Origin of the sequence: Methylobacterium sp. OAE515 (assembly GCF_041806315.1) — a bacterium.
Classification (GTDB): domain Bacteria; phylum Pseudomonadota; class Alphaproteobacteria; order Rhizobiales; family Beijerinckiaceae; genus Methylobacterium; species Methylobacterium tardum.
The window spans coordinates 3,367,373-3,380,680 of the sequence record NZ_JBGMUV010000001.1; the positions used below are offsets into that span (position 1 = coordinate 3,367,373).

The 13,308-nt window shown below is 73.2% G+C and carries 16 protein-coding genes; 6 read left to right on the plus strand and 10 right to left on the minus strand.

What is annotated here, in order from left to right; translation table 11 throughout:
- Positions 1-106 precede the first annotated feature (106 nt).
- Positions 107-1,093, plus strand: coding sequence for a catalase family peroxidase (locus ABIE45_RS16560; protein WP_192710329.1), 987 nt, complete (start codon positions 107-109; stop codon positions 1,091-1,093).
- 181 nt (positions 1,094-1,274) lie between these two features.
- On the opposite strand, the gene ABIE45_RS16565 is transcribed toward ABIE45_RS16560, so the two are convergent.
- Both ABIE45_RS16565 and ABIE45_RS16570 read right to left on the minus strand, forming a co-directional pair.
- Positions 1,275-1,529, minus strand: coding sequence for a hypothetical protein (locus tag ABIE45_RS16565; protein WP_192710328.1), 255 nt, complete (start codon positions 1,527-1,529; stop codon positions 1,275-1,277).
- Between the two features lie 88 nt (positions 1,530-1,617).
- On the minus strand, positions 1,618-2,196 hold the full coding sequence (locus tag ABIE45_RS16570) for a thermonuclease family protein (RefSeq protein ID WP_192710327.1): 579 nt from the start codon (positions 2,194-2,196) through the stop codon (positions 1,618-1,620).
- A gap of 112 nt (positions 2,197-2,308) precedes the next feature.
- Here ABIE45_RS16570 and ABIE45_RS16575 point away from each other — a divergent pair, with 112 nt between their 5' ends.
- Genes ABIE45_RS16575 through ABIE45_RS16585 form a run of 3 tightly spaced genes read left to right on the plus strand, consistent with a single transcriptional unit; the run spans position 2,309 to position 4,647 of the window.
- Entirely contained in the window at positions 2,309-2,626 is a 318-nt protein-coding gene (locus ABIE45_RS16575) for a PepSY domain-containing protein (RefSeq protein ID WP_192710326.1), read from the plus strand.
- A 12-nt stretch (positions 2,627-2,638) separates the two neighbouring features.
- Complete coding sequence (locus tag ABIE45_RS16580; RefSeq protein WP_192710325.1) at positions 2,639-3,307, plus strand: response regulator transcription factor; 669 nt, start codon at positions 2,639-2,641, stop codon at positions 3,305-3,307.
- Entirely contained in the window at positions 3,304-4,647 is a 1,344-nt protein-coding gene (locus ABIE45_RS16585; RefSeq protein WP_192710324.1) for a sensor histidine kinase, read from the plus strand. The genes ABIE45_RS16580 and ABIE45_RS16585 overlap by 4 nt, the downstream gene beginning before the upstream one ends.
- Before the next feature lie 182 nt (positions 4,648-4,829).
- On the opposite strand, the gene cysC is transcribed toward ABIE45_RS16585, so the two are convergent.
- The 7 genes from cysC to ABIE45_RS16620 all read right to left on the minus strand — a co-directional run bounded on the left by cysC (position 4,830) and on the right by ABIE45_RS16620 (position 10,044).
- Positions 4,830-5,477, minus strand: coding sequence for an adenylyl-sulfate kinase (gene cysC / locus ABIE45_RS16590; protein WP_192710323.1), 648 nt, complete (start codon positions 5,475-5,477; stop codon positions 4,830-4,832).
- Positions 5,478-5,559: 82 nt separating this feature from the next.
- On the minus strand, positions 5,560-6,618 hold the full coding sequence (locus ABIE45_RS16595) for a hypothetical protein (RefSeq protein WP_373622393.1): 1,059 nt from the start codon (positions 6,616-6,618) through the stop codon (positions 5,560-5,562).
- 467 nt (positions 6,619-7,085) lie between these two features.
- On the minus strand, positions 7,086-7,790 hold the full coding sequence (gene metW / locus ABIE45_RS16600; protein WP_373622394.1) for a methionine biosynthesis protein MetW: 705 nt from the start codon (positions 7,788-7,790) through the stop codon (positions 7,086-7,088).
- 5 nt (positions 7,791-7,795) lie between these two features.
- On the minus strand, positions 7,796-9,001 hold the full coding sequence (locus tag ABIE45_RS16605) for a homoserine O-acetyltransferase (protein ID WP_192710320.1): 1,206 nt from the start codon (positions 8,999-9,001) through the stop codon (positions 7,796-7,798).
- Between the two features lie 150 nt (positions 9,002-9,151).
- Entirely contained in the window at positions 9,152-9,331 is a 180-nt protein-coding gene (locus tag ABIE45_RS16610) for a hypothetical protein (protein ID WP_192710319.1), read from the minus strand.
- A 109-nt stretch (positions 9,332-9,440) separates the two neighbouring features.
- Complete coding sequence (locus ABIE45_RS16615; protein ID WP_192710318.1) at positions 9,441-9,608, minus strand: hypothetical protein; 168 nt, start codon at positions 9,606-9,608, stop codon at positions 9,441-9,443.
- A gap of 142 nt (positions 9,609-9,750) precedes the next feature.
- Positions 9,751-10,044 carry a hypothetical protein gene (locus tag ABIE45_RS16620; protein ID WP_192710317.1) on the minus strand — a complete coding sequence of 98 codons (294 nt, stop codon included), beginning with the start codon at positions 10,042-10,044 and terminating at the stop codon, positions 9,751-9,753.
- Between the two features lie 215 nt (positions 10,045-10,259).
- Between ABIE45_RS16620 and ABIE45_RS16625 the strand changes: the two genes are divergently transcribed.
- A complete protein-coding gene (locus ABIE45_RS16625) occupies positions 10,260-11,375 on the plus strand; it encodes a histidinol-phosphate transaminase (protein ID WP_192710316.1) in 1,116 nt (371 codons plus the stop codon).
- Entirely contained in the window at positions 11,368-12,309 is a 942-nt protein-coding gene (locus tag ABIE45_RS16630) for a prephenate/arogenate dehydrogenase family protein (RefSeq protein WP_192710315.1), read from the plus strand. The genes ABIE45_RS16625 and ABIE45_RS16630 overlap by 8 nt, the downstream gene beginning before the upstream one ends.
- Before the next feature lie 201 nt (positions 12,310-12,510).
- Here ABIE45_RS16630 and msrA read toward each other — a convergent pair whose 3' ends face one another.
- Positions 12,511-13,227 (minus strand): peptide-methionine (S)-S-oxide reductase MsrA, encoded by a 717-nt coding sequence (gene msrA / locus ABIE45_RS16635; protein WP_192710314.1) that lies wholly within the window; start codon positions 13,225-13,227, stop codon positions 12,511-12,513.
- Positions 13,228-13,308: the final 81 nt, after the last annotated feature.

Consider the following 13,308-nt stretch of genomic DNA (forward strand, 5'->3'; position numbering starts at 1 on the left):
CGCCACGGCATAGCTTTTGGTTGTACCTCCGGCGGTTGGCTCCCTAGAAGATGGACCGGTCCGCATTGACCGGCTCCCGAGAGCCCGCGCTGCCGAGAGGTTCCCCATGCTGCGTTCGAGATTGGGTTTCGCCCTCCTGCTGAGCACAGGGCTCGCGGCCGGCGCGCCGGCCCTAGCCCAGGAGGCCTCCACCGCCGAGCAGACGATCGACGTGATGAACACGCTGTTCGGCAAGCATCCGGGCGCGCGGGCCAACCACGCCAAGGGCGTGGTCGCCGAGGGCAGCTTCACCCCGTCGCCCGAGGCGGCCAAGATCAGCAAGGCCTCCTTGTTCAAGGGGTCGGCGGTGCCGGTGACGATCCGGTTCTCGGATTCCACCGGCGTCCCGACCATCCCGGACGGCGTCGCCGACGCCAACCCGCACGGCCTCTCGCTCAAGTTCAAGCTGAGCGACGGCTCGGAGATGGACGTCGTCACCAACGCGCTGAAGTACTTCCCCGTCGCCACGGGCGAGGAGTTCCGCGACCTCCTGAAGGCCGCCGCCGAGAGCGGCCCGAAGGCCGCCCATCCGACCGCGCTGGAGCGCTTCGCCGCCGCCCACCCGGCTGCCGCGACCGCGGGCGCGACCGCCAAGACGCCGTCGAGCCTCGCCCGGCAGACCTACAACGGCGTCAACGCCTTCATCCTCGTGGATGCCGCCGGCAAGCGGCAGCCGTTCCGGTTCCGCTTCGTGCCCGTGGAGGGCGAGGAGATCCTCGCGCCCGAGGACGCGGCCAAGCGCGACCCGAACTTCCTGATGGCCGAGATCGGCCCGCGGGTCGCCAAGACTCCGGCGAAGTTCCGGATGCTGGCCCAGCTCGCCGAGCCGGGCGACCCGACCAACGACGCCACCAAGCCCTGGCCGGACGACCGCAAGACCGTCGATCTCGGCACGGTGACGGTGAGCAAGGTCGTGCCCGACAGCGCCGAGGCCGAGAAGGCGCTGCTGTTCATGCCCAACAACCTCACCGACGGGATCGAGGTCTCGGACGATCCGCTGATCGATGCCCGCGTGCAAGCCTACGCGGTCTCGTTCAGCCGCCGCTCGCAGTAGCGCGGTCCGGCCGGACGAAATCTCCAACCCGTCGCCGCATCCTGAGGTGCCGGAGCGCAGCGGAGGCCTCGAACGAGGCCTCCAGCGACACGCGCGATGTCTGGAGCCTTCCTTCGAAGCGCGCTGACGCGGTCACCTCAGGATGAGGTCCAGGGTGGGACATCGCCCGCGTCTCGGCGGATCAGCGGCCCGTCCCGGCCTTCGGGGCGGACGGCGCTGTCGTGCCGCCCGGCGGCCCCTTGCTCTCGACCGAGCCCGTGCGGGCACCGTCCTGGGTGGAGCCGGTGCCGCTGAGGCCACCGGCACCCATGCTGGTCGTGGGCGCGCCGGCATCCTTGCGTCCCTCGGCCTTGCCCTGGCCCTCGGCGGCACCCGCGGCACCCGCCACGCAGGTGAGCAGGGCGGCGAGCAGGATTGTACGGTTCAGGATCGTCATGGAGCCTCCGCGAGTCCTCGTGCGCCCCGGACGGGCTTGCCGGTCCAACCGGGTGCGTCCGGCAGCGTTCCCGCTGACAACCGGCCTGTCACCCGGCGGCGCCGAGCGCGGCGGCGGCACGCCGGCCCCGCCGCTCGGCGGGATCCTGGAACACCCCCGACCACAGGCCGAGGCGGCGCCCCCAGGCGCGGTCCGCCGCGGGCGCGTAGTCCGGCGCGACGTTCCGATCGGGCAGGGCGAGGCCCTGCGCCACCATCCAGGCCCCGAGATCCGCCTCGCCGACCCGGCAGAGCGCCGTGTTCGCGTCACCGCGCGGCTCGCAGGCGACGGCAGCGCCGCCGATCCGCTCGGCCAGGGCCCGGGCGGCGTCCCGGCCGCACGGGTAGGGCCGGTCCTGGGCATCCGAACAGGTCGCGTCGCCGTCCGGCGCGGCGATCCCGAACAGGCTGACCTGGCGTGCGCCGACGCGGAGGGTTCCGGCGTCGATCACCTGGGCGGGGCCGCGCAGGATCTCGCCGGCCCGAGCGGGAGCGTGCCAGGACAGGCCGCCGATCAGGAGCGCGGCGAGGAGCGGCAGGCGCGAGCGGCCTCCCTTGTCGTCCGGGCAGAGGAGGGTGCCGGCGAGGCCGGCCGCGCAGGCGAGGAGGATACCGACGAAGAGCGACATGGTCTCAGGTCTCCGGAAGAGCTATGGCCGCCCTTGTGCCGAAGCCCCGCCCCGCGACCCTGACGGCGCCTGTCAGCGTCCCGTCAGGCGGCGCCGACTAGCCTGCGCCCGCATGAGCCCGCTCCCGCCCCGCCGCGCCCTCGTTCTCGCCCTCGGTCTGCTGGCCGCCCTCGCGGGCGGGCCCGTGCACGCCTCCGAGGATGCCGACCGGGCTCGCCGGGCCCTGGAGAGCGGCGAGATCCGCCCCCTCGACGCGGTGCTGGCGGCCGCCCGGGCGGCGGTGCCGGGGGACGTCGTGTCGGTCGATCTCAAGCACGACGACGGGCGCTGGCTGTACAAGCTGCGCATCCTCGGCACCGACGGGAAGCGCCGGACCGTGAAGGTCGATGCCGGCAGCCTCAAGATCCTGGACGAGGACGACGATGATTGAGGAGGCCGGGCCGTGCGCGTCCTGATCGTCGAGGATGAGCCGCGCATCGCCGCCGACATCCGGCAGGGGCTGGAGATGGCCGGCTACGTCGCCGACGTGGTGGCGGACGGCGAGGCGGCGTGGTTCCGGGCCGAGACCGAGCCTTACGACGCAATGGTGCTGGATCTCGGCCTGCCGCGGCTCGACGGGCTCGGCGTGCTGCGCCGCCTGCGCGCCGCCGAGGTGGCGCTGCCGGTCCTGATCCTCACCGCCCGCGACGGCTGGCGTGAGCGCGTCGAGGGCATCGACGCCGGCGCCGACGACTACCTCGCCAAGCCGTTCCGGATGGAGGAACTGGTCGCGCGTCTGCGGGCGATCCTGCGGCGCACCGCCGGGCACGCCTCGCCGGTGCTCCGGGCCGGCAAAGTGGAGCTCGACACCCGCACCCGCGCGGTCAGCGTCGACGGAAGGCCCACGGAGCTGACCGCCCTGGAGTACCGGCTCCTCGCCTTCCTGCTGCACCGGCCGGGGCAGATCGTTCCGGCGGGCGAGCTGCTCGACCACCTCCACGGGGTCGGGACCGAGCGCGAGGCCAACGCCCTGGAGGCGCTCCTGACCCGCCTGCGCCGCAAGCTCGGGCCGGGGGTGATCGAGACCCGGCGCGGCCAGGGTTACCTGATTGCCGGACCGGGCGGATCGTGAGGCGCGACTCCCTCCGCCTGCGGCTCGGCCTTGCGGCGGCCGCGCTGATCGCGCTGGCGCTGGTTCTCGCCGGGATCGGCCTCACGGTGATCCTCGACCGGGTGCTCGATGCCCGCACCGTCGAGGAGCTGGACCGGACCGCCAAGCTCATCGCCGGGCGGGTCGGCCTCGCGCCGGACGGGGCGCCGACGCTCTCGCGGGACCTGCCGGACCCGCGCTTCGCCACGCCCTATGGCGGCTTGTACTGGCAGGTCGAGGCGGGATCGCACCTGCTGCGCTCGCGCTCGCTCTGGGACAAGAGCCTCGACCTGAGCCGGGCCGGAACGGGCGCGCAGACTCCCGCCACCCTCGACACGACCGGGCCCGATGGCGGCCGGCTCATCGCGGTGGTGCGGCCGGTCCAGATTGGCGCGGAGGGCTCCGAGACCGCGCTGCGGGTCGCGGTGGCGGAGGACCGGCGCGGCCTCGCGGCGAGCCGGAGCACGTTCCTGCACCTGCTGATCCCGGCCCTGATCGCCCTGTTCCTCGTCCTGACGCTGGCGATGGGCCTGTTCGTGCACCGGGCGCTCGGCCCGTTCCGGGTGCTGCAGGCGGAGCTCCTGGCGGTCCATGCGGGCCGGCGGGCGCGGCTGCCGGAGCATTTTCCCGACGAGGTCCGGCCGCTGGTCACCGACCTCAACCGGCTGCTCGACGCGCAGGAGCGGGCCCTGGTCCGCGCCCGCGACGCCGCCGCCGACATGGCCCACGGCCTCAAGACCCCGCTGGCCGTGCTGGACGCCCTGGCGCGCCGGACCGGATCGGCCGAGCCGGCGCTAGCGGCCGAGATCGCCGAGCAGGCGCGGGCCATGGGCGGTCAGGTGGAGCGGGCGCTGGCCCGGGCGCGGGTCGCGGCCGCGGGCGATCTGCGGCGGCGGTCCTGCCGGGTCGCCCCGGTGGCAGAGCGCCTCGTCGCGATCCTGCAGCGGCTGCCGGAGGCCGACTCCCTGGAATGGAATGTGGCGGTGCCCGAGACCCTCGCCTATCCGGGCGAGGAGGGCGAGCTGATGGAGGTGCTGGGCAACCTCTTCGACAATGCCCGCAAATGGGCGCACCGGCGGGTCCGGATCACCGGGACGGACGCCGGCCGCCCGGGCCTCGCCGTCGAGGATGACGGCCCCGGCATGAGCGCCGCGGCCATCGCGCGGATCGGGCGCGGCAAGCGCTGGGACGAGAGCCGGCCGGGCACCGGCTTCGGCATCGCCATCGCCCGCGACGTCGCCGAGGCCGCGGGCGCCCAGCTGGATTTCGGCCGCTCGGAGATGGGCGGCCTGCGGGCGGAGCTGAGCTGGCCGGGCGGGTAGGGCGGGCCGGGCGCCTCCCCATTCGCGCCCTCATCCTGAGGTGCCGAAGCGCAGCAGCCTCGAAGGTGGGCGCCAGGGATCGCGCGGCCGGCTGGAGGGCTCCTTCGAGGCCCGCTTCGCGGTCACCTCAGGATGAGGGGATGGCGGGGAGGACCGGGCACGCGCGTCGGGGACCGTCCCGCTCACCGCCGGCCCGACCCTCCCGCGGCCGCCCGGCTCAGCCGCATCAGCCGCGCACTCAGGGCGCGGGCGCAGGCCCCGGTGCTGCGGCCCGCGGTGGCGATCGTCAGGTCCGGCCGCTCCGGCGCCTCATAGGGCGCCGAGATGCCGGTGAAGTCCGGAATCCGGCCGGCGCGGGCCAGCCGGTACAGGCCCTTCGGGTCCCGGGCCTCGCACAGGCCGAGCGGCGTATCGACGAACACCTCCAGGAACGGGATGTCGCCGGCGATCCGGCGGGCCAGCGCCCGGTCAGCCCGGTAGGGCGAGATCAGCGAGACGATCACCACCGTCCCCGCCTCCGCCATCAGCCGCGCCACCTCGGCGGTGCGCCGGACGTTCTCGGCCCGGTCCTCCGCCGAGAAGGCGAGATCGGCGTTCAGCCCGTGGCGCAGGTTGTCGCCGTCGAGGACCGCGCTGTGCCGACCGCCCGCGACCAGGGTCCGGTCTGCCGCCGCCGCGAGGGTCGACTTCCCGGCCCCCGACAGGCCGGTCAGCCACGCGATCACCGGCACCTGACCGAGGCGCGCCCATCGCGCCTCGCGGGCCTGGAGGGGGTGCCACGTCACGGGGCCAGGAGGGAGGTCGGTCGGGATCTTCTGAGAGACGTGCATATCCACCGCCTGAGGCAGCGTCCGCGGGCGCAGCTGCCGGAGTCCGGACATCGATGCGGGTTCGGGAGATCGGCGCTGGCCGCTAGGGCACGCGCCAGATCGGGTAGCCGAGGGCCTCGCCGAGCCGCTCCCTGCCTTCTTCCAGGATGTGAGCCGTCCGGCGCCGCCACGCGGGCGGGGACCGGAAGGCGGCCTGCGCGGCCGCCGCGCGCACGAGCTGCTCGACCAAAGCCTCCGTCTCCGGCGGGATCGGCCCGGCGGCGAGTTCGTTCGGCGGTGCGGCGGGCGCGGGCGCGACGATTGCGTCCCAGGCCTTCCCCCAGCAGGCGGCGGCGAAGCGCGCGTTCGACTCCGCGAAGCGCGCGGCGACGCGGGCCAGACCGTCCGGCGCGTCGCCCCGGAACCGCTCCGCATCGAGTCCCCGCGCCCAGGCCCAGTCGTCGACCACATGGCCGAGCAGACGGCGATGCCCGGTCACCTGACGATGCACGCCGAGCCGGTACAGGCGGCGCGACGCCTCGACCGCGATGGGTCCGGAACTCCGGTTCGTGCGGTACGCAAGGTCGGCGGGCGCGAGCAGGGGTGCGAGGCGGCCGCCCAGGCCGAGCCCGTCGATCAGTCGCTCGAGCAGCGGCGCGTCGGACCGGCGGTCGCGGAACGGCACGGCCGTGACGCGCCCCGCCGAGGCCCGGCGCCAGGGTTCGAGCCGGGCCGCGTAGTCGTAGCGCCCGGACGCGCCCTCGGAGCGCAGGAAGCCGCGGAACGTGCGGCCCTCGGCGACGACCTGGGTGCGCAGGGCATAGGCCGAGGCCAGCTGCTCCCCCTGCGGCTTGACCACGAGCGCCGTCTCCAGGGCGAAGCCGCGCCGCGCGAACAGATCCGCCAGGATCTCGGGAACCCGCCAGAGCGGCCGCTGCACGGCGAAGTCCTCGTACGAGAGCAGGACCGTATCCGCCTGCGTGGCGGCGAGGACGGCATCGAGGCGCGCGAGGGCCTCGCGCCGCTCGGCCGCGCTGCGGCGGCGGTCCAGCGCCTGACCGAGCCGGTAATGGTTGACGTCGTCACTCCCCGAAGAGCCCGGCGGAGCGGGGTTCGGGTAGCAGATCCCGACCGATGCGAGGTGCGGCCGCAGCCGGGCCATCACCTCCTGAAACGAGGTGGAGCCGGTTCGCGGCATGCCGATGTGAACGATTGCGCGGCGCACGTGTCCTGTCGACCCTGCTGGAATTCGTGGTTGCGGCAAGTCTTCCGCCCAGCCGGACACAGTCCACGACCCCTCGTGAACGAGCACGTCTTTGGAAAACGCCAAACGAATCCGTAATCACGGTCCGATCACGGGAACGCGACCAGGAATAGCCAAGCTCCGTTTCTGATCTATTTCGGCGCGCCGCGGGCAGGGATGCCGGACGTTTGGCCGGGATGTCCCGCGTCGGCCGATCCCGGCCGTCTTTCCGGGTCGCCGAAGGCGAGCCCGGACCCGAAGGGGCACGCCGGAGGCGGGCAACCCAGGACCGCTGACGGTTCGGACCTTGTCGCGTCGGCGTGTCTGGATCCCGGGCTCCGCTGCGCGGCCTCGGGATGACAGGGTGAAGCGGCTCGCCGCGTCCGCTAGTGCCCGGCACCCTCGCGCCGGAGCAGGAACACGCCCTGCGCGCCGAACAGGTTCCAGACCCACCAGGGCATGGCGAAGCGCATCGGCCGGCCGCGGGCGTCCAGCGCCGTAGCGGTCTCGATCCGGGCGCCGATCAGGCGACACAGGCCGACGAAGTCGCGGATCGTGCAATGGTGGATGTTGGGCGTCTCCCACCACGCGTCCGGCATGATCTCGGTGACCGGCATCCGCCCGCGGAAGGCCAGCTCGGACCGGACGCGCCAATGCCCGAAATTCGGGAACGAGATGATCACCTGCCGGCCGATCCGCAGCAGGTGCTCCAGCACCACCCGGGGATTGCGGGTCGCCTGGATGGTCTGGGACAGGACCACCACGTCGAAGGCGCCGTCCGGGTAGTTGGCGAGGTCGGTGTCGGCGTCGCCCTGGATCACCGACAGGCCGCGGGCGAGGCAGGCGTTCACGCCCTCGCGGGACAATTCGATCCCGCGCCCGTCGATGCCGCGGCGGTCGCGCAGCAGCGCCAGCAGCGAGCCGTCGCCGCAGCCGATGTCGAGCACCCGGGCGCCGGCCGGCACGAGGCCGAGCACCACGAGGTGGTCGACGCGGGCGCCGTTGCCCTCGGCCGCGTGGGGCAGGGCGTCCGCGCTCTCCCAGGGCGCCCCATGCTGAGCCTTGCCCAGAGGCAGCTTGCCGAACGCCATCCGCATCACAGACCGCGCGCCCGGGCGGCGGCGTCGATGAAGCCGCGGGCCGCGGAGAACATCGCCGGCTCGTCGAGGAGGAAGGCGTCGTGCCCCTTGTCGCTCTCGACCTCCACGAAGGCCACCGGCGCCGCGGCGGCGTTCAGCGCGTGGACGATCGCCCGGGAGTCGCGGGTCGGGAACAGCCAGTCCGAGGTGAACGAGATCACGCAGAAGCGGGTCTTGGTGCCCCGGAAGGCGTTGGCGAGCACGCCGCCATGGTCCTCGGCGAGGTCGAAATAATCCATCGCCCGGGTGAGGTAGAGGTAGGCGTTGGCGTCGAAGCGTTCGACGAAGCTCAGGCCCTGGTGGCGCAGGTAGCTCTCGATCTGGAAATCGGCGTTGAACGAGAAGGTCGGCGCCGTGCCGCCCTGGAAGCGCCGGCCGAACTTCCGGTGGAGCGCTGGCTCCGACAGGTAGGTGATGTGTGCGCCCATCCGGGCGACGCCGAGCCCCTTGGCGGGCCGGGTGCCGGCCTCCAGGTAGCGCCCGTCCGCCCAGGCGGGGTCCGCCATGATCGCCTGCCGGCCGACCTCGTGGAACGCGATGTTCTGCGCGGAATGGCGGGCGCCGGTGGCGATCGGCATCGCGGCGAAGACGCGCTCGGGATAGAGCGCCGCCCATTGCAGCACCTGCATCCCGCCCATCGAGCCGCCGATGCACAGGAACAGGTCCCGGATGCCGAGATGCTCCAGCAGCATCGCCTGCGCCCGGACCATGTCGCGGATCGTCACCAGCGGGAAGTTCAGCCCGTAGGGCCGCCCCGTCGCCGGGTCGATCGAGGCCGGGCCGGTGGAGCCCATGCAGGAGCCGATGACGTTCGAGCAGACGACGAAGTAGCGGTCCGTGTCGATCGGCTTGCCGGGGCCCACCAGGGTCTCCCACCAGCCGCCCTTGCCGGTGACCGGATGGGTGTGGGCGAAGTACTGGTCGCCGGTGAGCGCATGACAGATCAGCACCGCGTTCGAGCGCGCGGCGTTGAGCGTGCCGGCGGTCTGGTAGGCGATCTGGAACGGCGCGAGCTCGACGCCGGCATCGGTCAGCAGCGGCGTGTCCGCGGAGAAGCGCGCCACCGGGCTCTTCGGGTCGAGCGCCTGCGAGCGCTCGGACGCGCGCCGCGACGGCTCGTCGATCGGGTCAGGCCGCAGGGCCGTGTCCGGTTGGGTGTCCATGGCGGGTCTTGACGACCGTGTATCCGTTCGGATCCGGACCGGGAGAGCACAGGGCCGCCTGACGCGCCGCACTCGCCCGACGCGGCCAGCAGGCTCCGGAGGTAATGCTCCCGGCGGCGAGCGTCAACGCGGAAGGCCGTCGGCCTCCGCTCAGGCGAACGGCGCGGCCATCACCGCCAGGCCCAGGGCCGGCAGGCCGAGTGCCAGGGCGGCGCGGGCGTCGATCCGGTCGGCGCGGGCGCCCGCACGCCAGTGCCGGCTCGCCGCGCTCTCGATGCCGAGCCCGGTGAGGACGAGCGCACAGCCGATGGCGGCCTGCAACGAAACCATGAATACCTCACCCAGCGGTCGCGCCATGCCGCGCCGCGCATGACCGCGCGGCGCCCGCTTCCGCGTGGAGAAGTCCGCCCGGTGCCGGACGGTTCCTCGGCGCCCCGCCTCAGCGCATCGCCGTCGCGCAGGCGGCGAAGACCAGGGCGGCGCCCGCCGCCGTGATGCACCCGTTCGACCAAGAGGCGGCGTCCACGCGGCGGAGGCGGCAATCCGCGGCCACCGAGATGAGGATCCCAATCAGGAACAGGCTGCAGGGGATCAGGTCACCGGGCATTGTCGAACCATCCAGGAGCACGCGGGGCGCGGCACGCCCGACGCGCCCCTTTCTCCGGGTTCAACAGGCCGAAACGTGGCGAGTGCCCCGCGGCATTTGCGCTTCGCCGTTTTGCCGCGGCGGGTGCGGATGGACCTACGCCTCAGAGCTGTCCCGGAGCTGGCCGCGTGTCGAAATCCTCCGGTCCCATGTCGAGGAGATCGTTCGGCGTCGGCGTCCGGTCGTAGGCCTGGCTGGCCGCCGCCTCGATCACCGCCTGGTTGCGGGCGAACAGATCGAGGGGCGCGAGATCGCCGCCCCCGAAATGCTGGCGCAGCACCGGGATCGGCACGTCGATCCCGATCACCCGCTCGCCGTTGGTCATGGCGAAGCGGATCAGGCTGTCGTCGGCGGGCAGGATATGGGCGCCGCCGTCCAGGTACCGTTCGAGGGGCATGAGACCGCTCCGTGCTTCGGAAGGTGATGTTCCGACAGGTAGGGCGGCGCGGACGGGCTTGTATCGATCGGCAGGGCGCAATCGACTGGCGGACCGGCGCGCCAGCCGCGATCGCCGGCCGGCGGCCCTGCGGCAGCCCCGGGTTCACCGGCCGGGGAAATGCTGTAGACGGACGCGGAACCGACCGAACCCCGCCCATCCCGAGTCGCCCCGCAATGTCCGCCCCCCGACCCGCCCGTCCGGAACCGCGCCCCGGCGTCCTGGCGATCGACACCTACGTGCCCGGCAAGAGCAGTCGGCCCGGCGGCGGCAAGGTCTACAAGCTCTCGTCCAACGAGACGCCGCTCGGCCCGAGCCCCGTGGCGCTGGCCGCGCTCCACGAGGCCACCGCCAAGCTGGAGACCTACCCGGACGGGCGCGCCACGGTGCTGCGCACGGCCATCGCCAAGCGCTACGGGCTCGACCCTGAGCGGATCGTGTGCGGCGCGGGCTCGGACGAGCTGCTCTCGCTGCTGGCCTACGCGTATGGCGGGCCGGGCACCGAGGGGATCTACTCGGAGCATGGATTCCTGGTCTACCGGATCGCGATCCTGGCCTCGGGCGGCGAGCCGGTGGTCGCGCCCGAGCGCGACCTGACCGTCGACGTCGACGCGATCCTGGCCCGGGTCACGGACCGGACGCGGATCGTCTACGTCACCAACCCCAACAACCCGACCGGCACCTACCTGCCGTTCGACGAGATCCGCCGCCTCCACGCCGGCCTGCCGCCGCACGTGCTGCTGGTGATCGACGGCGCCTACGCCGAGTACGTCCGGGCGAACGACTACTCGGCCGGGCTCGAGCTGGCGCTCGAGGCCGAGAACGTCGTGATGACCCGCACCTTCTCGAAGATCCACGGCCTCGCCGCCGTGCGGATCGGCTGGATGGTCGCGCCGGCGCACGTGGCGGACGCGGTTAACCGCATCCGCGGGCCGTTCAACGTCTCGGGCCCGGCGATCGCCGCCGGCTCGGCGGCCATCGCCGACGAGGCGCATATGGCGGCCGCCGCCGCCCACAATGCCGAGTGGCTGCCGAAGCTCACCGAGGGCGCCCGCGCGCTCGGCCTGGAGGTGACGCCGAGCGTCGCGAACTTCGTGCTGATCCACTTCCCCGACGCGCCGGGCCGCTCGGCGGAAGACGCGGACACGTTCCTGACCGAGCGCGGGCTGATCACCCGCCGGGTCACCGCCTACGGTCTGCCGAACGCCCTGCGGGTGACGGTGGCCGGCGCCGAGGCGAACGAAGCCTTCCTGGCGGCGCTCGGCGATTTCGTGCGGAGCCACCATGCCTGAGACATCCGGGGGCGTGCCGGCGATCGACCGCCTCGCCATCGTCGGCCTCGGGCTGATCGGCTCCTCGATCGCCCGGGCGGCGCGCCGCTACAACCTCGCCCGCACGATCGTGGCCGTCGACCGGGACGAGTCCGTGCGCGACCGGGTCCGCGAACTCGGGATCGCCGACGTGGTCACGGGCGACCCGGCCGAGGGCGCGGCCGATACGGATCTGGTGATCCTGTGCGTGCCGGTCGGCGCGATCGGCGCCGCGGCGGCCGAGATGGCGCCGCATCTGAAACCCGGCGCGATCGTGTCGGATGTCGGCTCGGTGAAGGGCGCCGTGGTGGCGGCGATCCGGCCGCACCTGCCCGAGGGCGTCGCCCTGGTTCCCGGCCACCCGATCGCCGGAACCGAGTTCTCGGGGCCGGATGCCGGCTTCGCGACCCTGTTCCACGGTCGCTGGTGCATCCTTACCCCGCCCGAGGACACCGACACGGCGGCGATCGAGACCGTCCGCGCCCTGTGGGAGGGGATGGGCGCCAACGTCGAGACGATGAGCGCCGAGCACCACGACCACGTGCTGGCGATCACCAGCCACCTGCCGCACCTGATCGCCTACAACATCGTCGGCACCGCCGCCGACCTCGAATCGGCGACGCAATCCGAGGTGATCAAGTTCTCGGCGAGCGGATTCCGCGATTTCACCCGCATCGCGGCGTCCGACCCGACCATGTGGCGCGACATCTTCCTCAACAACCGCGAGGCGGTGCTGGAGATGCTCGGCCGGTTCAACGAGGACCTGTCGGCGCTCGCCAAGGCCGTGCGCTGGGGCGACGGCGAGGCGCTCCACGCGATGTTCACCCGCACCCGGGCGATCCGGCGCAGCATCGTGGCCTCGGGTCAGGAGACCGCGGCCCCGGATTTCGGCCGGCCGCGTCCGCCGGAGGAATAGGGGAAGGCGGCGCAGGCCGACCCGTGTGGCGAACGCCCGGTCGGCCGATGAGCAAACCCGTCTTTCCGGGGCCGCGAAGCGGAGCCCGGAATCCAGAACCACTGACGTGCCCGGAACCTGCAGCGACAGCGGCTCTGGATTCCGGGCCCGCCTGCGGCGCCCCGGAAAGACGGGTTTGGCTGGTCAAACAGCCGCCCAGACTCACGCCGGCGGGCGGTTGACCAGGACCGGCTGCGGCGCCGTCCGCTCCGGGAACAGGGCCCGCAGCGCCTCGAGCTTCGGCGCGTCGTTGGCGGCGATGTACGGGTGCCCCGGATGCAGGGCCATGAAGTCCTGGTGGTAGCCTTCCGCCGGGTAGAAGGTGGCCCCCGGCTCGATTCGGGTGGCGACCGGCCGCGCGTAGGCCTTGGCCGCGTCGAGCTGGGCGATGTAGGCCCCCGCCACCTGCGCTTGGTCGGCATCCTGCGGGAACAGCGCCGAGCGGTACTGGCGCCCGGAATCGGGTCCTTGGCGATCCACCTGGGTCGGGTCCAGCGCCACCGAGAAGAAGATCCGCAGGAGCTCGTCGTAGCGGATCAGGGCCGGGTCGTAGGTGACGGAAACGGCCTCGGCATGGCCGGTCCCGCCGCCGCTCACCGTGCGGTAATCGGCCTCCGCGCGGGTGCCGCCGGCATAGCCCGACACCGCGCTGCTGACCCCGCGGACGTGCTGGAACACGCCCTGCACGCCCCAGAAGCAGCCGCCGGCGAAGACGGCCACGTGCGGCCCCGGCTGTTCGGCGACACGGGTGACGGCCTCCGGCAGGCGCCGGGGCGCCTCCTCGGCGAAGGCCGGCAGGCGCGGCAGCAAGACGGCTGCGGCGAGGCCCAGCCCGAGAGCGGCCCCGAGAACCGGGCGGATCGTGTCGCGAAGGGCCATGGTCAACCTCCTGCCGGATGCTGACAGCGTGTTCGCGCCGACGCCCGATCCGGTTACGCGGGCGCGAGGCCGCATTGCGGT